Raw genomic sequence first — 25419 nt, forward strand, 5'->3', positions numbered from 1 at the left:
TGTTAAAATGAAAGAAAACTGTGAGAAACATTAAAATTTGATGAGAATCCGTTTATTGTTGTGGTTATCCTTCGTCATCATCATCTTGATCATCCTTGCCCTCTTCTTGATCATCGTCATCTTGTGGCTGTGATGACTCCTTTTGCTGAATAGCGTTATTTACCGATGTAGTGGATATAATTTCTCCTGTTATTGTATGTACTCTTACATCAACCGTTTCTGTTTGTTTTTTTATTATAATTTGGTAGGTAGCCATACCATTTATATCAACTACATTTACCTTCTCGATAAATCCACCTGGTACTTTTTGTAGCGCCACTTCTTTTGCCTGCTCTTCTGTTATAACTTTTTGTATTTGTGAAGTACCAATAAAAGCGCCTGTATTTTCTTCAATTTCTACTATTACATTCTCATTTGCACTTTTCTCTATTTCTATTACATATATATTTTTTTCGTTTTTTTGCTCAAGCTTAATTCCCTTTATATTCCCTGGCACTTGCTGCACTGCAATTGCTTTTGCCTGCTCTTCTGTAACTTTTATCATCGGTTTCTCTAACAATTGAATTTTACCAGTTGTTTTTTCAATCTCAACTGCCTTACTTTGCTTATCATTTGTTTCTACCGTAATTACGAACACTTCTATCTCATTTCTTTTTTCTAATATAGTATGTTTAATTACACCTTGTACTTTCTGTAGCGCCATTTCTTCTGCTTTCTCTTTCGTTATTGTATTACTTTTTAATGATATTTCTTTTGCACGTTTTATCTCTCCATTTTTGGCATCTACTATTATTTCATATAAGCCTTGTTCATTTGAAAGGTTTACCTTATAAAAATCTTGTTCCCCTTTATTTACTAATTTCATACTTTTAATTTTTCCAGGATACTGTTCAGATACAATACTTTGAATTTGCTTCTCAGATAATATTGTTTCTCCTTGCTTTGAAACAATACGTTGTGATACAAACGCTACACTTACAACCGCAAAGCAAACTAACAATGCAATTTTCCATTTCTTTTTCATTTTTAAAGCTCCTATCCCTTTATGAAAAATGAGGTAAATTTACTGTAACTTTCGTCCATTTTCCTTCTTCACTTTCAAGTTGTATATCTCCTTCATGAGCATCAATAATTTGTTTGGCAATCGATAAACCTAAACCGGTACCCCCTGTTTCCCTACTCCTCGCTTTATCAACTCGAAAGAAACGATCAAACACTTTCTGTATATCTTCCTTAGGAATTCCCATACCGTAATCTTGAATGGAAAAAAAGACTTTTTCTTTTTGTATTCCTACTATAATATCTATAGAATCTCTACTGTATTTCATTGCATTATCTAATAAAACTACTAATACTTGTTTTATTTTTTGTTCGTCAATATTTACAACAATCTTTTCTTCCTCTGTTATAACACGAAAAGTCCGAGCATATGTTTTTTCTAACTGCTCAGCAGTCACCTGACATAATCGGACCAAATCTGATTCGTTAGTCTCCAAATTCCACTCAGCACTACTGTTTGCAAGAAGTAGCATTTGATTCGTCATACCTTTCATTCTTACTGCCTCAGAATAAATCGCTTCTACAGATTCTTCCAAAACATCTTGTTTTTTCATTCCCCATCTTTTTAATAATTTCGCATAACTTTCAATAACAGTTAACGGTGTTCTCAATTCATGTGAAGCATCTGAAACGAACTGTTGCTGCTTTTCAAAGTTCTGATGTAATAAATCAATCATTTTATTAAATGTCGTTCCCATTTTGTACAATTCATCTTTTGATTTTTTCTCAAGCGGTATTTTTTTGAATATCCCTCTATCTTGTATATGCTCCATTGTTTGTATTAAAGAATTTACAGGTTTTAAAATGAGTTTACTTAACATTCTTCCCGCAAAAAAAGACGGAATTAAAACGAAAAGTGATGCAATAACTAATACATTTTTTAACATATTTAAATTCTCTTGCAAACTATCTAAACGTTCTGTCATTTCTAACGAAACGATTTTCCCATCATTCCAAATGATTGGAATTTTTATATAAGCGAATTTCCCACCATTTTTCTCATAAATTCCAGCTGATTCTTTTCTTTCAAATTTCGTATTTACTGCTGGAATTGGTTTTGTACTATCCACTTCTTGCCTAATCATTACCTTTGAATTTTCATTAATAATTCTAATCATACCGTTTGAAGGCAAGTATGGTTGCAATAGATTTATTGCATCTACTTTCTTTGCTGAATCTGCGTTCATTCCATCAATGATATGTATTGCCTCACGTTTCAATCGTTCTAACTCTCCGTTCGTAGTCACTTTATAAAACAAAAAATATATTGAACTATTAATAATTAATAAAATAAGTAGTAACCATACTGTAGAGAATAAATATATTTTATTTTTAATTTTCATATATTACACCTTTAAGACATACCCAACACCTCTAACAGTGTGAATAAGTGGTACGTCCACATTACAATCTACTTTTTTACGCAAGTATCGAATATATACGTCAACAACATTTGTATCGCCATAATAATCAAATCCCCAAACATTCGTTACAATTTGCTCACGGTTTAACACTTGATTTTCATGCTTCATTAAAAAGAGTAATAAATCAAATTCACGTGGTGTTAAGTCGACTAGATTATTACCTCTTTTCACTTCTCTCGTTTTCTCATCTAAATATAAATCTGCAATTTGATAACTACTATTTTCCTCTTCTTTTACTACATTTGAAATTCTTAAACAAGCACGAATTCTCGCTAAAAGTTCTTCTATTTGAAAAGGCTTTGTGATATAGTCACTTGCTCCTTGATCTAAACCACTAACCTTGTCAACAACTGAGTCACGAGCAGTTAATAAAATAATAGGTATTACTGCATTTTTCAAACGTATTCTTCGAAGAACTTCTAACCCACTTATATTTGGAAGCATTACATCAAGTAATATTAAATCCCAGTTACCATTGCCGAACTTTTCCATTGCCTCTGTACCTGTTTTTGCAATTTCACTTTCATATCCTTCAAACTCTAATTCCAACTGCACGACACGAGCAATTTTTTCTTCATCCTCGACGATTAAAATCCTTTCTCCCATAAAAGCCTCCTATAATATATATTTGCACCATTTTAGTATAACAAGTAATACTTTCCTTCAAAAGAAAAAATACCCAATATGTTTTATCCTTATTGAAAAAAATCAGGAATGAAATATATTCCTGATTTTTAAAGTGACAATCCAACCCATTGCCAATATGCATAGTAAAATATAACCATTACAAATATATAAATAACATTTAAATAACTACTTAACTTTAACAAATCTTGCGGCTGAAACGTTTCTCTATCACTTTCTTGAAATAATAGTAATGCTTTAGAACTGACCGGAAAGGTTAAACAATAATTCATTCCAACAATACCTAAAAATAAGACAGCTACTTCATTTAATTGCAGACTACTTGCAAAGTATAGTAATGGCGGAATAAAAATTACTGCTCTCGTTGTGTGAGATGTAATATATAAATGTGATGTGACTGAAAGAATAACAATTACGAGTAACACGATAAAAATGGACTGCTTATTAATTAATTCAGTTACTAAAAATAACTTCTGCATAATCCATTGCGCTGCACCACTCTCCATTAATGATTTCCCTAATGCAATTGCTGCTCCAACAAATAAAATTAAATTCCAAGAGACACCTTTTAAACTTTCTTTCCACTGCATCACACCGAGTTTTGGTAAAGTTAATAAAAATACTCCTATTATAGTTACGGTTGCAATTTCCAAACCGTGTAACCATTCCGTTAGCCAAAATGCTACCATCGCTATTAAAATACTGATTGTATACTTTTCATTTCGCGATAATTCAAACTTAACTTTTTTCTGTTGCAGTTTCGTTTTTACTTCCTCTTTGTCTAAAAATAATACTAATATTACGCGACAACTTATAAAGCTCATTATGATTCCAAATGGTAATCCCCATATTAACCACTCTACAAATGTGATGTTTTTATTATTAAATTCCTTTAACATATCTAGGGCGATTAAATGTGAGCCTGCCCCAATAATTGTAGAACTTGTTGAAACTAAAATAACTGTAGGCATTAAAATTGCTAATGCTTTCGTAATTCTTCTACTCCCAATTTCTTTTGATATAGCTTGAAAAACAGGTAATACAACCGCTGCGCGTCCAGATGTTGATGGAATAAAAAAGGCAAGTATTTGAATCATCATTGTTAAAATCCCGCACAAGCCTGAAATATTTCGAGCACGATTCACAACAAAGTACGTCATTTTCTCAGCTAAACCGGTAACTTGAAGTGCCCTTCCTAAAATAAAAGAACCTATCATAAGCCAAATCACATCTGAAGCTAACGAATCAAATAAAAGATCTTGCTTTGCTGTTCCTGAAACAATTAGAAATAAGACAGAACCGAGTGCAATATAGGCCGAATTTATCGTTGTTGTTGTCCATAATATAATGGCACAGCAAAATCCAAACAAACTCCATTTTGCTTCCATCGTTAATGATGATGGAAGCAAAAGAACTATTTCTACAATTAATATAAGTGCTACGGGCAGAACCCAGGATGACTTAACTTTCGGAGTATCATTATTATTCACATGTAATTCCACTACATTTTTTTCAATCATGATACGTACCCACTTTTATTTAAACGAGAAGCGATTTGATATCCAACTAAAACTGTACGCATCGTACTTTCTGTACAATCACGAAGCCATTTCTCCGCATTAAAAAATGCATTTTCTAACGAAGATGGCATTGGTAATATGCTTGTATATGCATCAATTCCGTAATCGTAATTAATACGTGCACCTTTACCAACTGTCCCTACTAACGCTATTACTGGTAATCCATATTTTTTTGCACATTTAGCCACTTCAGCTGGAATTTTCCCACGTGGTGTTTGAAAATCAATACTTCCTTCCGCGGTAAATACAAGATCACACTTTAACAATAGTTTATTTAAATCCATATACTTCATAATAATGTCGTATCTCGGATGAAGCGTTGCCCCAATTAAAGCTTGCAGTCCAGCACCAAGACCGCCAGATGCACCACTTCCTGGTGTATGATGTACATCTATACCTATATCTTTTTTTATAATAGTAGCATAGCGCTCCAATGCTTTTTCTAGTTCTATTACTTGTGCTTCGTTAGCACCTTTTTGCGGACCGAACACTCTAGCTACTCCCTGTTCGCCGCATAATTGATTAAACCAATTACAAGCAACGTCGATTTGAACATGCCTTAATCTAGGATCTACTTGTGACGTATCTATTTTTGAAACTTGTAATAAAGAGGTACCACCTTGAATTTGTATTTCCTTTTCATCTTCATTTAAAAACTTTACACCTAACGCTTCAGCCATACCAGCACCTCCATCAGACGTACCTGAATCACCACATCCTATTAATATACGATCTACTCCTTTACTTAAAGCTAATTCTATTAACTGTCCAACACCATGAGTAGTCGTTTTTCTTGGATCACGTAAATCTCTCGGTACAAGGCGTAGCCCAGCCGCCGCAGCCATTTCAATAACAGCTGTACGCTCACCATTTCTCGTTTCAAAAACACCAAAATAAGATTGTATCTCATCTCCAATAGGTCCCGTTACTTGTACTTTATACATTTTTCCACCAGTAATATTTATAATTGCCTCTGTAAACCCTTCCCCACCATCAACCATTGGTAAAGTCTCTACAGTAGCAAGTGGCATAACTTTTAAAATCCCTTCTTTCATTACATCAGCAGCTTCCTTCGCCCCTAAACTTTCTTTAAATCCTGATGGTACAACTAAAATACGCATGTAATATTTCTCCCTTCACCTTATATATCTTTCGTATCTACGGCTTATATTAAAGGTGAAAAAAGAGAGCACAATTAAGCTTACATTAAAATTTGGTGAGAAAGTGCTGAGTTTTATGATCTAAAAAATCCGTTGTACTATGAAATAGCACAACGGATATATTCCTTTACTCTTTATTCAATTTTATTTCTCTATTACGGGACAATACTTGTACGATTTCGCGTTTCCTGTACTCAACAAGCAATTGCTTTTAGGTTATCTTTTGTAAGTTTTGTAGTAACAGTATGACACCTTTTGTACATCATGACCAATACTATGTTAAAACTTACGAGTTTGTACAAGTTTGTTAGTTTCACATACAGTACATGTGTTTATATTTATCACCCGGTAAAATGTCATTTCGCCTAAGCTCGTACTTCGTTTTCTATTCTATCATTGCACACAGTACTCCATGATGGTACAACCCTCATGGGGTACTTACTTTCAAATAACATATATTTTTTCTATCCACATCAAAAACAAATTCGTTTTCCTTCTCTTTTCTTGTCTATCCATATATAAAACTTTAACTATTCTTATATATAAAGTGGGGAATGTACTAATAAAACTTATAACTTCTATTCCTCATAAACAATTAATCTTTTTATGATAAAAATGACCTTATTCAGCTTTAAGCTCAACAAGGTCATTTATCTATATTAAAACTCTTCTTCCTATGCTTCTTTTGCATCCAATAACCTTTGTGATAAAAACTCATAAAAATTCTTTGCTGTATTGTAGTCATCAAGTCCACCTTGTCTATCCCATGTTTTTACTGTGCACTCATTGTTTTCCATATTACTATTGTCTAAAAAATAAGCATATTCCCCAATATCTTCAATAACTACTAAATTCTCATTCATTCCTAAATCCCCATAACTCTCTGTTTCAATAACAACAGAAGCAACAACGTATAAATTTGATTTCTGTAATATCTCATAAAAACGAACTCTTTTTTCTTCATTCTGTAAAGCTACCACTAACGTCTCACCTAATGGACAAATTTCTAGTAAACTCATTGAACTACACTCTTTATTTAAAATAACTTCGCCACCTTACTTAAAGTAAGATGGCGAATGTTAAATCCGTTATTTTTGAATATTGATAACTGGTACTTCATTTGTATTATTAGTTCTATTTACTAGATTTAGGTAGAAATGCGATACTGTAGTAGTATAATATGGCGAAATCCAAAGATATGGGAGATTTAGTGTGAATATTCCCACCAATGAACCTAAAATAAACCAACCAATGAAACTTAACCAAGTGATAAATAAATCTAACTTATGTCCTTTCATCATCATTTTACTTTTTTTAATTGCTTCACTTGCTGTACATTCTGGATCCTCTAACATAATGTAGTAAGCCATAGAATAAGAGAAAAATTTAATAATACCTGGAACAATGAACAAAAGACTCCATAAGCTAATAAATATTGTTTGTAAGATACCTAATTTCATAGCTCTAAATATATTATTTGAATTGAAACCAGCAAATAGATCACCTATTGTGGTAGATTCATTTTTCGCTAAACGTAATGTGATTGTATAATAGCCGTAACTCATAACACTTTGTACAACAATATAAAGAATAAAAATAATAGCCCATACAATAATTTGAGATAAAATCAATCCAAAATTAATTTGAGGTTCACCATATGAATAATATACAAAGTTCTCAGGTCCTATAATATCTATAAACAAACCAAAAATTAGAAATACTACTATACCAATGATATACATACTTGCTACGGGGATGAGATAATTAAGAAACGTTGAACCTACCCCTAATCCCCATCGGCCTTTCAATGAGGCTAATGCTTCCCTTTTTAAATTGCTAATCATCTTTTTTCCACCTTTCAAATTCTGTATTATGCATAGTGTGGCTTTAATGAATAATTAATGAGTTTAGTAAAATTCAAATTTCTACTAAACTCATTAATATTTACTCCTTATGCGAAATAATTTCGCCATCTTACGTAAAGTAAGATGGCGAATGTTAAATCTAATTATTTTTTAACGTTCATAGATTTAATTTTTTCTACATTCTCTTTTGCTTGTTTCGTTATTTCTCCATTAATAGCATTTGCATATTTATCACGAGTTAAAAATTCAAAACATTTATACGCATTATTCGTATCAGTTGCAGACATATATCCTGCACCTTTATTAAACATTTTTAGAGCTACCGTATTCATCCATTCTTTTGCATCTGCTTCTGGATATCCTAGTTCCATAGAGTGGTAAGTTAATTCAATTGCTGAAGCTAAATCTTCAATCGTATCTTTATTCCCGCTTACCTTTGCAGCTTCAAATGTACTCAAATACTCAATTGCCGCTTTTACCCCATCTTTAATTCCTAATTCTTCAATACCTGGTGTTTTATATAAAATTTGATAGTTGTTTAACGCTGATTTATATTGCGTTTTTTCTAACTGTTTTGCTTCTTTAATTACAAGACCAGCTACATTAGAAAATCCTGTTTTGTCAACCACACCGCGTGAAGCTGCTTGACCATAATAATGTAAAGCATTATAAAGGCTCGTTTGTCCTTCTTTATTTGCTTCATCACCTGCTAATTGCACAAGTTGAATTCCCTCCATTTTTTTTGATGCATTATCAATCATATTCATACCACTAATTTGGCCAATCGTTTTATCAATATCTTTTAACTGTGCAAGTAATGTGTATGATGGTAATAATGTTTTACCTACTTCACTTTGCCATCCTGTCGTTCCATTCATTTTATTCCATTCATTTTCTGTATCTGTCCATAATTTATTCGCATAATTAACCATTTCTTCTCTTGAACGTTCCAATGGGTGCTTTGTACGAATTGCATTTGCAATATTTAATACTGCTGTATAATATTCTCCATTATTTGCAGCATCGTTTGCTTTTCTTTCAAACATTAGCGGCATTAATAACTTATGAGATTCATCTTGAACGGATTTTTCTACTTTTGTCGTATTTGCTAATAAATTCGCTTTATTTATAGCATCTTCGACTTTGAAATTAGAATCTTTAATTTGTCCACGAAGTCCTTCTACAGCCACACTAAATTGCTGTTCTAATTTTTCTTTTTGTTCTCCTGTTGCACCGTCAATATACTGATTTGCTAATAGTAAAGCATTTTCATATTGTGGATTCGCTGGATTTAAATATGTTTCTATTTGATCGATTTCTTGACTAAATGGTTCAGATTTTACTTGTGCTTTTTGAGTACTTGAATCGATATTATTTGTTTTCTCGTTATTTTTGGTACCTTCAGTCTTAGCACCTTTTTGGTTTTTCTCAGTTGTTGTACTTGTTGCCTCATTTTCTCCTGTAACTGCTTTTCCTTCATTACTGCTAGTATTTTCTTTTACAGGGCTTGCTTTTTCTTTTGTCTCAGTTGCAGACTGCACTACTGTTGTTTGGATATTAAGGTTCTGTAATTCTTCTTGTAATAGCTTGTTGAAAATATCTTCTACACCTTGATTCGCTTTTTCTACTAATGTAGGATCTACGCTTTCCAATACTGATGTAACTAAATAAAATTTACTTAATGCTTGTTCTAAAGATGCTACATCCCCTGTATCTGACCACTCTCTTTTTTCTTCTATTGCTGTTTGATAAACTTTTTCTGCTACAGATTTAATATAATCTTTCTTATTTTCACTCAAGTATCTTTGTAATTCTTCTTGTGTAGTAACCGATTCATTTAGTACATTCATTTGATTACGTAAATAGAATAGTGCTCTCTCATTTGAATATTCACCACTTGTAAGAATTTGTTCTACATTATCTAATGCTAACTTATGTTCAGCTATCGATTTTGATTTTGATGGTGTATTCAATTGGCTAACGAGCGTCCAGTCTTCTTTTTTGCTATAGTAGTTTGTTAAATTATTTAATGCATTTTCATCCAGTTCTTTTTGACTCGTATAAAAATCATTAAAGAAAACAGATGAATAGTATTTTCCATTTCCAGCGTACCACTCAACTAAAATGTCACCCGTTTTTGGCGATACTGTAATTGTTGGGTGTGTTGGTTCTGGATCTGGCTTTGGTTTGGGATTTGGTTCTGGATTTGGACCCGGATTTGGATTTGGCTCTGGATTTGGACCCGGGTTCGGACCCGGATTTGGCTCTGGATTTGGACCCGGGTTCGGGTTCGGATTCGGATTCGGTTCTGGGTTTGGACCCGGATTTGGGTTTGGGTTTGGGTTTGGGTTTGGGTTTGGGTTTGGGTTTGGGTTTGGGTTTGGGTTTGGCTCTGGATTTGTATCTGGTTTTTTCCCATCTCCTTCTAGCCCATTAAGTTGTTGTTTATTATCATTCACTTTTCCCGGTTCAGGTAAATTCCCCGTCGGTTCTGCAACAGGTCCAACCATATTAGTTGGTAAATCTAATTTTTGTGGAGTTGGTGCATCTGATAATTTGATTTGTGGATCTTTCTTTTCCACCGATACTTCATCAGGTTTATACGTTACTGGCGTAATTGGTGATTTATTATTTCCAATTAAGTCTGCTAAATTAATAGTTGGTTTTTCGCCGGGTTTTTCATCTTTTTTTGCAGGATCAGCGACTAAATTGGGGAACATAGACTGTAAATCGCCCCCTGTAATACGATCATCTTTTTTCTCTTCTGTATTACTTGCTAGTTTTACTTGTTCTTTTCCTGCTGTCTTAAAGCCTTTGTCATACACAAGATATCCTGACGTCCCAAATAAAGCTACTGACATTACTGATATAGCGACTTTTTTCCCTAAGTTATTATTGTTTTCCTCCATGTCCTTTTCCCCTTTTCCTATCTTTATTGAATCCAACCGTTTGTTTTCATTTCTGTTAGTTTTTCTTGCGCAGCTTTCACTTCGGATTCATTTTCATTTGCTTGCACTGTTTTTCTTAAGAAACGACTTGCTTCCTCGTATTTTTTCTGTTTAATTTTAAACATCCCGAATGCAAAATTCACATGTGGATTTTCATCGTTTTGTGAGTATGCTTCTGTGAAAAGCTTCTCTGCTTCATTCCCTTGTCCCACTTTATCGTATAAAATCCCTATATTTACAAGCGTATTTATGTCGCGTGTCCCACTGCTGACAACTCTATTGTAAGCTTCTAACGCTTGCTGATATGCAGCAGTACTCTTTGCACCATCTCGCGTTTCATAAAATTGACCCGCTTCGTAATACACAATTCCTAGTTGATTTAACAACTCAATATTTTTCATATCTTTTTGAATCGCTACTTGTAAAATGTGAGATGCTTGTTGATAATTTATTTCTTTCTTTGCACTATCAATTAGATTTGTTTTATTCCAAAGCACATATAAATTTGAAAGTTCAATTGTATATATGGCATTCTTTGAATCTTGCATAATAGCTTCTTTAAAGAAAGATTCTGCTTTGTCTAACTGTACCGTTGCGGTTGATAATTGACCTTTTAAATAAGAAACAATTGCCTTATCCTCATTTGTCTTCGTGCTCATTTTGACAATAACATCTTCCGCTTTTTCAAATTCTTTCATTTTCATATGACTTACAGCTAAATCTCGCATCGCATCTTTTTTGTATGGTTCAATTCCTTTTGCATTATTCGCTAACGCTTGTTCAAAATTTTGCACTGCTTCTTGATATTTTCCAATTCGGAAATTCGCTGAAGCCAATAGATAAGCAGCTTCATTATTTTCTTTATCAATTTCTCTATCTTTTATTAGTTTTGTAATATAATCGATTGCAATTTTATTTTTTCCTTCAGCAACGTAAATCGTTGCTAATTGGAGATAAGCCTCGTCCTTACCCTTTACAGCAATTGCCTGTCCAACAGCTTCTTCAGCTTTTGTATATTTTTTATCATCATAAGCTTGTCGTGCTTGTTCCATAAACTTTTGATATTTAGCGTTTGTTGTGTAGAAATAAAACAACGTCGAACCACCTATTACAACCACTACAGTTGAACCAATAATCAAAATCCGTTTTTTATTCTTTTTCCACCATGTAGAAAAAGGTGATGGTTCACTTTGTTCATGCGCTACTGTAAGTGGTTGATTCGATGCTTTTGCATTTAAAATTTCATCATCTATATCATATTCCACTTGTTTTTTCGTTTGTTTTCGGCTCTGTAGAATGCTATTTGGCACTGTAATTGTAGCTGCTACTTCTTGCTGCGACTGTGTTCCTTGCTCTTCTTTTATCTCTTCAATAATGCTTTCAATTTCCTGTTTTAACGCCTGGTCAATGTTTGGAAATTGTACGATTCGTGAATAGACGAAACAAGCAAATGCTGCATTGTTTTCTCGTTCCAATTCAGTAGCTAATTCCAAATAATGTTGTAGGACCATTTTATTATTTATTTCAGGCTCTTGACTCTCCATAGTTTGAATGATATATGTGAGTTCTTTTTGTAGAGCTTTTGATGGATTGAGTGAATTGAAAATTATTTTATACTCATATAATGCCGCTTGTTTAAATCCTCTCTCTTCTAATAATCTTGCAATTTCCAAACATTTTGATACAAAAAGAGAGTGTTCTTCTGCTGACTGCCTTTCCGCATCAATTTTTATTCTTTCTCTCGCACTATTAAATACATTGTACCACTGTGCAAAGCTTGGGCATTCTGCGAAAGATTTACTGCTCCATGCCTGCTTAAATAATTTTGCAATTTCCCCGTTCCATTCATCATGTAATACTTGCTGAAGTAACGTATACCTTTCACATTCTGTCTGCATTTCTTCCGTTTTAAAGTAACTTGCATCCGTCCATTTTTTATTTCGAACTTCTTCACTACACCAACTCAATATTTCTCCCAATAAAATAGCACCAGCAAATCGATCGGCTTCTTTTTGCCATACTCCACTTTTTAAATACATCGGTGCGTAACCCGCTGAACCTGCTGGCAATAACGAAGGTCTTTTCGTTTTTGGGCCATACATTTGCTCAACATCAACAAGTTCGATATAGTGTTGACCTTTAATTGGATTTTCACTTAAGAAAGGTACGAGTATGTTGCTAGACGATAAATCATTATGAGCAACTTCATTTTCTTCCATCATTTTAAGTGTTGTAAGAAATGCTTCTGCAATAAAGAAACATTGTTCTTTTGATAACATTCGTTGCTCTTGTAAAATATCAGCCCAAGTTGGACCTTCAATCCAAGGCATTACAATACTGTTAGCAAGATCTTCTGATTTTTCGATAGCAGATATATGTTCTTCTTTAGTAACAATATAGCGTGAACATACTTTAAGACCCGCTAAGGAAGAAAGTGGTTTCAAAAATGCTAGTTGATGTTTTTCCTCGCGATAGCGTTCCTTAAAGACTTTTAATGCAATTCGTTCCATACCATTTTCATGTTGTAGTTGATAGACTGTTCCTTGTCTACCTTCTTGCCCATATGGCATTTCAATCCCAACTACTGCTGGATGTTTCTCAAACCGATAAACATCTTTATTAAGACTAATCTCTTCTCCTACTTCCGGTCGGAATCCCATTTTATCCCCTTACTCTCATATGACAATTTTTCATACAAAAGACCAGGAACAATAGCTCCTGGTCTTTTGCAATTGTTCTATTCTTAGTATGTGTTATCTGTACTACGGAATTTCTCAGCAATACGTTTTAGGTCTCTCGAAATTCCTTCTAAAATAGGAATGTATTGTTGCATTTTTTGTTTAGAATTTTCAAATTCCCCTCTGAATTTTGCTTGTGTTGACCCAGCCCATTGTCCATCTAAGCTTTTAATATCGCCTTCAAGTCTATTAACTTGACTTTGTGCTTCCGCAGCTGCGTTATTAAAGTTATTAGAAATTCTTTCAAGGTCTTCTGGTCTAATTTTAATTTCTGTCATTTTATTAATTTCCCCTTTCAAACCATAAATGATACAACAATTAGATTATAAACTATATTCATACAATTTTAAAAGAGTTAAATTACAAAAAAATTCTATTTTATAGTAATTTAACCCTATTTTAATATTATTTCACTTTTAATTCAGACCATTTCACACTAATTTTGTCTGTCATCGTGCGAAGTAAATGTAATGGTGTATATGCACATTTTATTTTTATTGGCTTTCTACGTATGCAATATCCATCCCCACTTAATAATTCTTGATCGATTTCAGCATGTGGAAGTTTCATATTAAAGAAATATACATCGTTATTGTGGGTCGTTCCTAATAAATAACCTATACTTCTCTTTCTAATTTCTCCAAACCATTTTTCATGTGAAAAGCTATTTACACTAGATGTTGTAGCCGCCGTTAAAAAATGAACCCCTTTATTTTTACAATTTTGAACTATTAGTTCCATTTTATTTTTCGCCTCATAATCAGTTGATAATACCGTTAACATTTGATCAATATCATCAATTGCAATGATTATTTTCTTATATGGAAACTCCACTGTTATGTTTGGATCTATAGAAGGTACTACTGCTTCTCTATTATTTATTAGCTCTAACAATTCATCTAACATTTCTTTTAATTGCATATCATCTGTAACTCTCTTCTTCACATGAGGTAAATCTCCAAGAGCTAATATGCCAGTAGGTCTTTCACCAAGGTCTACTAAGTATAGCTCAATCTTTTCTGGAGAGTACTGGTATGTAGTAGTGAAAAGAAGTGTTTGTAATAATGATGTTTTCCCGCCTTCTATTCTTCCACCAATAAATATATGATTCATTTCGTCCAATGAAAAATTTTGCAAACGGATATCGTCTGTTTCAACTCCTGCAGAAATTTGAGTTGGTTCTAATTGCTCAACTATATCTTCTACAAATATTTCTTTAGGAACCATTGGAATCTCTTTTGCTTTTTCACCATTCCATTCACTGCCCATTTTTTGAATAATCGTTTTTAATTGCTGTGAGTATTCTAATTCACTTTCACCTATAAACGGCAGTGCTGCTTGGAACAATTCAGGTGGTTGTCCTTTCATTAACCCACGGCCAGTAGGAACTTCAATTAACGGGAAATTCGGTCTACCAACTAAACTAGGATATTCAGCTCTATCTTGCAATTCAAATGTAATTGCCATCGGTATATTATTACGAACACGATCAAACATATCAATTGTTTGATTAAGTGAGAAATAGAAGTACACGCCATATGTGCTTGATTCGCGTAATAACATTTCTAATACTTCATTCTCTTTTTCGAATTCATTTTTAAATCTTATATAACCATCTACCATTACAACGATAGCAGGAATTTTCTTTGCAACCATTCGATTATACATAGAGAATGACTTTGCACCGATATTAGAAAAACTCTCTTTTCTATACGTGATTTCCTTCTTTAAAAATCCGAATAGACGTTTCATTTTTTCATTTTCGTCCTCTTGTACAACCCCGCCTACATGAGGTAAATCTCTAAAATCTAAGAACATACGACCAAAATCAATAATATAAAAATTCACTTCTTCTGGTGTATGAGATACTGCTAGAGACATAATAATTGTTTGTAACATCGTTGTTTTTCCTGTTCCTGGCATACCATAAATATTTAAGTGTCCTTCTTGTAAATCTAACTTCAGCGGAAATTGCGCTTGATTTGCAACATCATCAATTAATCCTACTGTTACTTGTAAATATTCTTTTGATTTATTCCACTCAGCAATTGTCCAATCTTCCATAGCATAAAATTCTTTTAACAATAATTTTTCTGGTAATGGATCCAGCCAAGGTCCTGGTAATGCTTTAATATTTTCTTTTTCTGATACGCTCTGTACATATTGAATAAAAGCTTGTAGTTGTTTCGGACTATTTGTCATTGGTTTTGGACGCTTTTTCACTTTTATTCTTTCACCCGAGAGCTTAACTTCTGTAAAATCAACAATATCAAGAACTTTCTCTTCATCTGGATTATAAGGTGCTCCACTCCATGCAGACTGGAATAATTCCAATACTTCATTGCTACCAACTTGGAGATACCCTCGTCCTGGTACATTAATTTTAGATGCATCTGGAATCTTTAACATTTCACGACTATCCGCATCATCTTGTACACGTAAACAAATTCGAAAACGCGAGTTACTCCAAATCTTGTCATTTACAACCCCTGAAGGTTTTTGAGTTGCTAATAATAAATGAACTCCTAACGTTCTTCCTATTGCAGCGACACTAATTAGCTCGTCCATAAAGTCTGGTTGTTCCTTTTTCATTTGAGCAAACTCATCAATAACAATAAATAAATGTGGTAAAGGTTCTTTTTCACGCCAGCTTGTTTCATAATATTCATCTAGATGCTGAACATTTCCAGCCTGAATGAATAATTTTTGTCTCCGCTCTAATTCTGCCTTTAATGAAATTCTGGCACGCTCAATTAAGTTTGGATCTTCTAAGTTCGTAATAGATGCAATAATATGCGGTAATCCCGCAAATGTGTTTGACATTCCACCACCTTTATAGTCGATAAGCATAAATGCCATCTCATGAGGATGATAGGTTGCCGCTAACGCGGCTATTATAGACTGAATCACTTCACTTTTTCCTGATCCAGTTGTACCAGCCATTAGACCGTGCGGGCCATGCCCTTTTTTCTCTATTTTATCGTGAATATTTAGAAAAACAGGTTTACTTCCTTCTCTTACACCAATTGGAACCGGTAATGAAGTCGGATACCGATTTTCTTTCCATCTCTCTAGCACTTGTAACTCTTCCATGTTTTTAGCTTGAAACAAATCTAAAAATGTTAATACTTTCGGAATGTTGGCTGCTGTAGAACTTTTCATTCGAATTGGAGCAATGTTTCGCGCTCCTAGCTCACATCGTTCGAATGAAAGTCGATCTACTTTAAAACTCGCACGCGTTGTTCCATTGTTTTCAGCTGAACTTGAAAACGTTTCTACTAACTCTCCATTTTCTCCATTTAAGCTTATTACAAGATCACATTCCATCGGTAACCTTTCCCTTTGTTCTGCAAAAATAAATGTAGAAGCTCCTACACTTTCACCTTCTCTAAGTAACATTGGAGTTAAAGGATCATCCTCTAAAAATTCTCTCGCTGATAAGAAAAAGACATACATCGGAATTAAAGGAACTTTTGCATCCGCTTGCGCAGAAGAATTATATATTCTGCGCATATTAAGTGGAGTAAATAATACTTCTGCTAGTTTCTGTGCATCTTGTTGATTTTCAGATAAAAAGCGCATACTTCTCTGTTCATCCCATACGTGAGGAAGCCACCTCATCCAATCCCATTGTTTTTTTTCCTTTTCATGATAAAATGCTGCTATTTTCACTTCATTTGGTGCATGATGCGTCATAATTTGTGTCGTTACAATTCGAATAAAGTTTAGTCTATCTTCTTTATTTCCAACTACACCAATTACATCGTTTTTTTTCAAAGAAATTGAAATGTGTCCATTTGGTATCGTATTGAAATCCCTTTTCACATTTTGCGCTTCTGTAACTAATGGATTTTCTTCATAACCTTTCTGCTCAGGCACCTTCAATTCTACAAGGAATGGTCTTTCTCCTGTACCAATACGAATATCTAAAAAGTCTGGACTTTCAGGTGTACGCTCCCATAAATTACTTTCCCGATTTTCAATTCTTTGTACACTTTTTAATGGGCTTGGGTTTTGTGTAATTAAATATTTTGCTTGTTCAACCTTTAACGTATCTAATTCCACTCGATGCTTTTGAATTTGCTCTAAGTACCTTGTTTGTAATTGTTCAACCATTTGACGATGTTCTTTCTTTTTACGGAAATGCCCCATCGTTGTAATTATATATGATCCCAACATCGGAATACTTGAAACCATCATTAATGGCATATAACTTGCATTCATCTTCATAAATTTCATCATTACAAAATATAATACCAATGTTAAAACCGTCATCATTGCAGGCAGTAACATTGTTTCAATTGAAAATTTCGGCTCCTCTGGTATATTTGGTGGATCATGAATAATAACATCCCCTGTCGGTATATCTACTTTCACACGCGGAGAGCGTTGAAAATACGGTGATTTTTGCACAAAACATTTCTCCTTCCCCATCCAAAAACTATTACTCAATGATTTTCCATACATAATCTTCTTCACTAGAAGACATACCTTGTTTAACAGGTTCATTATAAACTTCTTCTGCCGGCATCATTTCAAAAGAAGGGATAATTGTCCCTTTTTTATGTAGTATTACATATTGTCCATCCCACACATCATTATCGCGCAACGTTTCATCATTTCGAATAGAATGCCATTCTTCTTTATCTTTTGCCACTCTAATTTCATAAATCCCGCTTAATGCTTCATCTATTTTTTCATGATGTAAAATTGCTTCAATAATTTGTACCGCTTTCACGTCATTTGGAATTGCAATATCAATTTCTTCATTTGACTGTTTTATGTATGTCACAATAATCTCTTCCACGTTTATTCACCTTTTTTCCATCATGTTTGTTACCAAGAAACATCTAAAAATGAAATATCATCGCTTGTCGGAGAGTTCTGTGCCCTCTCAATTTCTTTTAACACTTCCTCAAAGTTATACTGCTTAAGCGGTACAAGTCCGTCTGAGTGAATAACTATCCGATTAGCTTCTTGTCTTGATAATGTCTTTGAAAAAACCGCCAATTCCCCACCAATAATGCCTCGCTGTGTAGACCATCTTTTCTCTATATTTCTCTTAAACTTCATTACATTCGAACAATTCTCCTTATCTTGAAACAATTGTACAAATGAATCGCCATGTGTAACTATCGTTATATTTGCTTTATCTTGATTTGGAATGCGTTCTATTTTCCCTCCAATAAACATCGTTTCACTACCTTGTTTTCGCTTTTCTTCCAAAACATCGCGTAGTAACCACGGTGTTTCTTCTGGCAATCGAAATGCACTCACTTCCTCTGAAGCTTCTTCTATCCAATTTTTTAACTGTTCATTTAATAATGTAGCAATATCCAGTCCACTTTCTTGACATGTTTCAAACAAGTTTACTAACTTCATACCAAGAAATTTTGCAGCAATTTCACCATGAAAAGACAGCCCTACACCATCACATAACGCAAATATGAAACTAGTTCCATTATCTAGAAATACTAGAAAGTCTTGTCCACTCTCGCTTAAATCCTGCGTTTCTTTTGCTCTTACATAGCTATATCGATAAGTAAAATGTTTAGTTTCCTCTTCTTGCAATACCGTTTCTTTCTCTTGAGATAGAATATATTTCATCATACTTCTCTCCTATCGAACCGGCGTTGCAGCAGACATTTGAAATCCAAGTGATACTAAGTCCGCATTCGTCCCAGGAAACATCATCACAGCACCATCTGCAATATGAAACCCATGTTCCATCATCATCTCACGATAGCTTTGAGGGATAGGCGATGAAAGTCTTTGCAACTTTGCACCATATTCATCTGTAATCTCTGTATTTGGCATAATTCCTTCCCACTTCTTTATATTAGAAATTTGGTCTTGCATAATTTCATCTGAAATAAAAATGTTTTCAATTAGTACGTTTCCATCAGGTACAGACATATTCATAATTCTTCGTACAATTAATTCTGGATCTTCACCAGTTGATGCCCCATCTGTCATATGACAGACAATAGGAGCTGGCCCGTCTTGTAAATTTGGTAGTTCCTTTTGCAATAACTTCTCCACTACAGAGAAAGCTTTTGCTGTATCAGTTAAACGATGCGTTTGGATTTTTTCTAGTGGGCGAAGTCTTGCTACCTCGTCTATTGTTTTCACACCGCCCAATAAATCAAAAACATGATCGCTATAGGCTAAAATAGATAACTTATATCTCGGAAGCAAGCGACTACCTTTTGTTGAACGAAATACCATTTGGCGAATCGCTAAAGAAAGAGCATCCGTTACAATATCAATTCTTCTTTTTTCTTCTCCGCCTGCATCCATCATTTGGTTCATTGATGCGCTTACATCAAGAAGATAAATTATATAAGCTGGTGTTTGCTGTGTTGCTTGAGTTTGATATAACATGTTTCATACCCTTCCATACATTATTATATGAACTTTTTTTATATTCATATTTCATTATAACTTATGAATTTTCTTTTTCTCAATTCATTATAAAATGTTCTTAATATAATTTACATATTTTCACACAAAAAATTTATTCCTTTTAACATATGTTGAAAATAATACACCCCTTCTATACTATAGAAGGGGTGTATTATTACGGTATAAGACGTGTACAATCTCTCGGAAAAGCACTCGCCTCTCGTACATTTTTTAATTCTAATAGTTTGTATACAACTCTCTCTAATCCAATTCCAAAACCACCATGCGGGGGACAACCGTATCGGAATGTATTTAAATAAGATTGAAATTCATCTGGATGTAACCCTTTTTCTTTAAAAGAAGCAAGTAATATATCATAATTATGAATTCGTTGTGCCCCTGATGTTATTTCTAATCCCTTATATAATAAGTCGAATGAATCAGTAATAGATGAATTCTCTTTATTCGGCATCGTATACATCGGCCTAGCTTCTTTCGGATAATGCGTAATGAAAACTAACTCACTCTTATATGTTTCCTTCACGTATTTTCCTAGTAACTTTTCACCTTCTGTATCTAAATCCCCAATTGGCGATTCTTTCCGGTACTTATTTTTCAAAATTTCTTGCGCCTCTAACAATGTGATTTTAGGTATTTCTGTAATAACAGGTACTTCTATTTGTAAAAGTTGTAGTTCTTTTTCACAGTTTTTTGCTACTTGTTGAAACATATATCGTAAAACATCCGTTTCTAATTGCATCACTTCATAAAAATCATGAATAAATCCAAGTTCTACGTCTAACGATATATATTCATTCAAATGACGGGAAGAATTATGATGCTCCGCTCTGTAAACAGGAGCAACTTCAAAAACACGTTCTAACCCTCCAGCTACCATCATTTGTTTATAAAACTGTGGTGATTGTGCTAAATAAGCTTCTTTTTGAAAGTATGGAAGTTTAAAAACATTCGCTCCTCCTTCTGCCCCTTGCGAAACAATTTTCGGAGTAAATATACGTGTGAAATCTTTCTCTATAAGAAATTCACTAAAGCTCTGAACGAGTGTAGATTTCACTTTAAATATCACCGCGGTTCGCTCATGTCTTAATGATAATACCCGCTCATTCAGTAGTTGATCTAAACCAACTTGTAACTTCTTTTTATTTATTTCAAACGGAAGTGGTTCTGCGCCATTTAATATTTTCACTTCGTGAGCAAGCACTTCAACCCCTAATTCTGTTTTCGAAGTCTCTACTATTTGACCTACTACTTGAACAACACTTTCCACATCTACCTTATATCCAGCTAACTCATTTTCTAATACACATTGCATAACTCCCGATCGATCTCTTATTAATAAAAAACTAACATTACCTAGATGACGAATCTTTTTTACCCATCCTTGCAGTAATACAACCTTTCCGCTTTGCCCTGTACATTCTTTTGTGAGTGAACGCTTCATTATTGAAACCATTATATTTCCCTCCAGTAATTTTATATTTATTTACGTTATTGTTGTCATCGTCATCATCCACGGTCACTCACCTCCTTTCAAAGAATACAAAAATCCGCCCCTATAAATAGGGACGGATTTTTCCGCGGTACCACCCAAATTGTCATAATGACCATCTTAGCCCTGATAACGGTAGGTACCGTTTGCTTTTACTAATTATCACGTTCAAAGCAACACTCACAGGTGTCCTTCCATCATGCGGTATCGCAATCTTCTCAGCAACCGATTGCTCTCTGTAGACCTTTGCATCATGTACTTTTCCTGATCATCACTTTTTATATTTACAGAGTATTCTATCTCTTTGTTTTATAAAACGCAAGCCTTTTTACATATATTTTGATTTTTCACATCCACTTTTGTACAATCTCCTCTAAAGCCATTCCACGCGAGCCTTTTAGTAATACAACATCCTTTTTCGTTATAACTTTTAATACTTCCTCTGCTATTTTTGCTTTATTATTAAATGACTGTACTTTTCCTGTATCATATTTCTTTCTCGCTTCTTCCGCTACAATTTCAGCTAACTCTCCAAACGTGAATACATATTGAATGCTCTCTTTATTTAGCATTTTACCAATTTCTCTATGATATGTTTCAGCATTCTTACCTAACTCCAACATATCCCCAATTACTATCATTTTTTTCTCATAGGCATTTAATTCCTGTAACGTTTCAATTGCAGCCTTCATTGAAGAAGGACTGGCATTCCATGCATCGTTAATAATCGTAAAACCTGTTTTAGCAGTTATAAATTGAAAGCGCATATGAGTAATATCAACTTGCCGCAATGCCTCCTGTATTTTTAATGTAGGAACATTGTAAAATTGACCTACAGCGATTCCAACGATCGTATTTAATATATTATGCTTTCCGTGTAAGGGGACATCGTACTGTATATTTGAATCATTTACTTTAAAATGAACACCATATTCATCTAATTGCACGTTTGTTGGAAACAAATCATTTGTATACGTTTCACCAAATGTCTTACAATTTATACTCAATAGATTCTTATTTTTCAAAAGCAATGGTTCATCACCATTATATAAAAACAAACTATTTCCTATTAAACCGTCAATAATTTCTAATTTAGCCTTCGCAATTTCTTCTTTTGATCCAAGCTTTTCTAAGTGAGATTGGCCGATCATTGTAATGATTGCTACATCTGGCTGTGCTATTTTTGATAAGTTTCGAATTTGTCCTTTTTCACTCATCCCCATTTCAAGTATTAAAAACTCTGTATCTCTTTCCATTTCTAAAATTGTTAACGGCAAACCGATTTGACTATTAAAATTGCCCTTTGTTTTATGCACACGATAAGTTGTATTTAAAATTGTGTTTATTATATCTTTTACTGTTGTCTTACCATTACTACCAGTAATTCCGATTACTTTTACATTTAGCTCTTTTCGATAAAATTGTGCCAATTGTTGCAAAGCAAACAAAGTGTCATCTACAAATATAATTGCTACCCCTTTTGGCGGAGTGCCGTAAGACTTTTTCCATAAAGAAGCGACAGCTCCATTATCCATTGCCTCTTTCACATAATCATGTCCATCTTTCACTCTAATAATTGGGACAAACAAATTCCCTTTCTTAATTTTCTTGGAGTCAATACAGATACCTTGTATCTCCATATTGTGAAACGATTCTCGTAATCCTTCTCCATCTACTACCTCTTCAAGTTTTTTTAAATTCATTTGAATCAAATCATCACCTTTTTCCATTTTATTACATAAAAATTGTGTTTTTTACGCATATTAATTAACAAATTTAAAGCGAGGTGTGTATATGAAAAAAACAATAAGTTTCTTTCTCCTTTTGTTATGCCTAATCGTAGTAAATGAAACGTACGCCTATTCACCAAAATCTTTACCAATCTCCCAAAACTCTGATCAATGGCAAGTGAATATTGATGAACCAAAAAAAATAAGCAAAAAGATGCTTCAAACTAAAAAAGATGAAGTTCAAACATATCAATTTTCAGTAAAAAATGTCGGAAACAGTGAAGTATATAACGTACAAGTCGAAGTATTCCGCAACGAGCCAAAAACGAAAACAAAATATGAACTTTTCTCACGAAAGGAAAGTCGCTTAGCAAGTGGAAAAACTGGATTTGAGCATACTAATTTTCCAGTTTCTACAAAAGCAGATGAAGTTGATGTAATCATTACTTGGCAAGAACACCCTTTCCGCTCTATGAGAAACGGCCAAAAAGTTGAGTCTAGAAAATTTAAAGAGCATTTTGTTTTTAAAGATGAAAAAAATAACTAGAATGCAGATAAATTCACACTACCATTCCTATAGCTTACTTTACTAGTACCAGTTCATAAGCAAATTAAAAAGTCGTGGCTTATAAATGCCACGACTTTTTACATTAATTCGTACTAATTCCTCTCGCTGCCCAAATACGATCGATATCAGCAGCATGTTGTCCTCCATATAAAAGAGCATCCGCTTGCTTAATTGCTTTTGCTCCATCACTGAATTTAGAGTTTGGTGTTAATGACCAGTGCGATTGTAAAATAATTTTTGTTGCAACATCACGGCCAAAAGTTTGTGCCATCTCATATTGTCCTTGCGACCAAATTTCACCATCAGCATGTACTTGATTTTTTAAATCTTTCGGATACACTTTATTCGTATCTAATCGGCGCAGGCATGTTGGATCTGAACTAGAGTAAGCCGCCGCATCCCACTCTCCAACACATGCTTTTCCATATCCTGTAGTCGATACAGCATCTTCATACGTAGCACCTAAGAAGTCGCCAAACCCTTCTCCCATCGCTCCGCCTTCTGCTGAACTACCAAAACCAGGAACTTGATTATCTTGAATCGAATGCCCGTATTCATGTGCGATAATACCAGCATCTTCTGCATCATCTACTCCGCCAGTACCGAAAGTTAAAGCTTTCGTTGTCGGAGAATAAAATGAGTTATCAGCCGTCGTTCCATTCACATTCACTTTAATAGAGCGATTATTAATATTTTTAAAACCTAACCCTTGAATGTAACGCTGTAATGTATCAATATGATAATACGACATAACATCTTCAAAGCTATCATTTGCGCGTGTATAGTTGAATTGTAAATTTGCAGATTTCGTTTTTGCTTTGGAAGAAATCGTTACATACTCTCCAATTAAAAATCCTGTTCCATCTAAACCTTTTAACGTAACAGTCTTCAATTGGTTCGTTAGCGCAGTTGAATCTGCATCGTTATTATCTTTTAATCCTGCTAAACTCCCGCTTGATACGATAGGGTTAGGTAAAAATACTTTTCCTGTTCCTTCTACTTTTCGGTTTATATCAACCTTTTTAATTAACTTTCCATTTTCTGCATCAATAAATGTTTCCCATGCACCAAACGGGTTATTAGAATGGACTATAACTTTATATACTGGACGAGCAATTCCTTCTTCCACAATATATCCGAATTCTTTCTCTGTAGGAGCCCATAAGTTTTGCTCACTTGCTTCCCCAACATACGCCATTGATTTTTGAATTGCATCTTTTTCACTAATTTTTGTCGTTACTTCCTTCATACCTTTAACGGATTGATAATCAGAAACAGCAAGTACTCCTTTTCCCTCTCCGTTAAGAGTAACTGTAATTTGTTTTGAAAATACAGGTGCACCATTAACAACTTGTTGGAACCTAACATATGAAGCTACTGACGTTTCTGTTGTAGAAATATATTGTAAGTCTGAAAGGTCTGTTTTTAATCCATACTGCGCAGCATTTTCTTTTAAATATTCAGTTGCTTTTTTCTGCGGCGAATAAGCTTCTAGCTTTACTTGCTGCTGTTTTTCCAATGCCGAAGCCGTAGAAATCGTCCCCATTACTAACGGTACAGTCATTGCCATTGCCACCATTTTTTTATTAAACATAGAACCACTCCCCCTAATAAAGTAGCTCAACCTTATCCCATTACCACTAGGCAATCATTCCCCACAAAATGGGGGGATAAAAATTGAATCTAGGAGTAATTCTCTATAAATAATTCTATTACCTTTCCATTTAGGGTGAGTGAAATTTTCTCAATATTTATGTGTAAAATGAAAACAATACTTTAGAAATAAA

18 protein-coding genes and 1 other annotated feature are annotated in these 25419 nt (G+C 33.9%); of the genes, 1 reads left to right on the plus strand and 17 read right to left on the minus strand.

The window, feature by feature from the left end; translation table 11 throughout:
• Positions 1 to 64: 64 nt before the first annotated feature.
• The 16 genes from F8162_RS23875 to F8162_RS23950 form a co-directional block, all read right to left on the minus strand.
• Entirely contained in the window at positions 65 to 1024 is a 960-nt protein-coding gene (locus F8162_RS23875; RefSeq protein WP_151630596.1) for a PepSY domain-containing protein, read from the minus strand.
• A gap of 19 nt (positions 1025 to 1043) precedes the next feature.
• Entirely contained in the window at positions 1044 to 2402 is a 1359-nt protein-coding gene (locus F8162_RS23880; RefSeq protein ID WP_151630597.1) for an ATP-binding protein, read from the minus strand.
• 3 nt (positions 2403 to 2405) lie between these two features.
• Positions 2406 to 3089, minus strand: a complete 684-nt coding sequence (locus tag F8162_RS23885) for a response regulator transcription factor (RefSeq protein WP_151630598.1) — start codon at positions 3087 to 3089, stop codon at positions 2406 to 2408.
• A 128-nt stretch (positions 3090 to 3217) separates the two neighbouring features.
• A complete protein-coding gene (locus F8162_RS23890; protein ID WP_151630599.1) occupies positions 3218 to 4648 on the minus strand; it encodes an SLC13 family permease in 1431 nt (476 codons plus the stop codon).
• The gene (locus F8162_RS23895; protein ID WP_151630600.1) at positions 4645 to 5829 is read right to left on the minus strand and encodes a glycerate kinase; all 1185 of its coding nucleotides are present in this window, start codon (positions 5827 to 5829) and stop codon (positions 4645 to 4647) included. Before F8162_RS23895 ends, F8162_RS23890 begins: the two co-directional genes overlap by 4 nt.
• Positions 5830 to 6542: 713 nt before the next feature.
• Complete coding sequence (locus F8162_RS23900; RefSeq protein WP_151630601.1) at positions 6543 to 6887, minus strand: SMI1/KNR4 family protein; 345 nt, start codon at positions 6885 to 6887, stop codon at positions 6543 to 6545.
• Positions 6888 to 6956: 69 nt separating this feature from the next.
• Positions 6957 to 7712: a DUF975 family protein gene (locus F8162_RS23905; protein WP_151630602.1), complete on the minus strand. Its 756-nt coding sequence runs from the start codon at positions 7710 to 7712 to the stop codon at positions 6957 to 6959.
• A gap of 164 nt (positions 7713 to 7876) precedes the next feature.
• Positions 7877 to 10642 carry a hypothetical protein gene (locus F8162_RS23910; protein ID WP_151630603.1) on the minus strand — a complete coding sequence of 922 codons (2766 nt, stop codon included), beginning with the start codon at positions 10640 to 10642 and terminating at the stop codon, positions 7877 to 7879.
• A 23-nt stretch (positions 10643 to 10665) separates the two neighbouring features.
• Positions 10666 to 13341 (minus strand): tetratricopeptide repeat protein, encoded by a 2676-nt coding sequence (locus F8162_RS23915; protein ID WP_151630604.1) that lies wholly within the window; start codon positions 13339 to 13341, stop codon positions 10666 to 10668.
• Between the two features lie 83 nt (positions 13342 to 13424).
• Entirely contained in the window at positions 13425 to 13697 is a 273-nt protein-coding gene (locus F8162_RS23920) for a WXG100 family type VII secretion target (RefSeq protein WP_000136048.1), read from the minus strand.
• A 127-nt stretch (positions 13698 to 13824) separates the two neighbouring features.
• Entirely contained in the window at positions 13825 to 17832 is a 4008-nt protein-coding gene (essC, locus tag F8162_RS23925; protein ID WP_151630605.1) for a type VII secretion protein EssC, read from the minus strand.
• A 31-nt stretch (positions 17833 to 17863) separates the two neighbouring features.
• Complete coding sequence (locus F8162_RS23930) at positions 17864 to 18226, minus strand: hypothetical protein (RefSeq protein WP_064473937.1); 363 nt, start codon at positions 18224 to 18226, stop codon at positions 17864 to 17866.
• Positions 18227 to 18255: 29 nt separating this feature from the next.
• Complete coding sequence (locus F8162_RS23935; protein ID WP_151630606.1) at positions 18256 to 19029, minus strand: hypothetical protein; 774 nt, start codon at positions 19027 to 19029, stop codon at positions 18256 to 18258.
• A 9-nt stretch (positions 19030 to 19038) separates the two neighbouring features.
• On the minus strand, positions 19039 to 19803 hold the full coding sequence (locus F8162_RS23940; protein WP_151630607.1) for a vWA domain-containing protein: 765 nt from the start codon (positions 19801 to 19803) through the stop codon (positions 19039 to 19041).
• A 196-nt stretch (positions 19804 to 19999) separates the two neighbouring features.
• On the minus strand, positions 20000 to 21298 hold the full coding sequence (gene aspS, locus F8162_RS23945) for an aspartate--tRNA(Asn) ligase (RefSeq protein ID WP_151630608.1): 1299 nt from the start codon (positions 21296 to 21298) through the stop codon (positions 20000 to 20002).
• A gap of 105 nt (positions 21299 to 21403) precedes the next feature.
• Positions 21404 to 21615, minus strand: a binding site (T-box leader).
• Positions 21616 to 21681: 66 nt separating this feature from the next.
• Positions 21682 to 23064 carry a UDP-N-acetylmuramoyl-tripeptide--D-alanyl-D-alanine ligase gene (locus F8162_RS23950; RefSeq protein ID WP_151630609.1) on the minus strand — a complete coding sequence of 461 codons (1383 nt, stop codon included), beginning with the start codon at positions 23062 to 23064 and terminating at the stop codon, positions 21682 to 21684.
• 64 nt (positions 23065 to 23128) lie between these two features.
• On the opposite strand from F8162_RS23950, the gene F8162_RS23955 reads away from it, so the two are divergent.
• Positions 23129 to 23611, plus strand: coding sequence for a hypothetical protein (locus F8162_RS23955; protein WP_151630610.1), 483 nt, complete (start codon positions 23129 to 23131; stop codon positions 23609 to 23611).
• A 103-nt stretch (positions 23612 to 23714) separates the two neighbouring features.
• On the opposite strand, the gene F8162_RS23960 is transcribed toward F8162_RS23955, so the two are convergent.
• Positions 23715 to 25226 carry a M36 family metallopeptidase gene (locus F8162_RS23960; protein WP_151630611.1) on the minus strand — a complete coding sequence of 504 codons (1512 nt, stop codon included), beginning with the start codon at positions 25224 to 25226 and terminating at the stop codon, positions 23715 to 23717.
• Positions 25227 to 25419: the final 193 nt, after the last annotated feature.

It is taken from the genome of Bacillus sp. CH140a_4T, assembly GCF_008923725.1.
Classification (GTDB): domain Bacteria; phylum Bacillota; class Bacilli; order Bacillales; family Bacillaceae_G; genus Bacillus_A.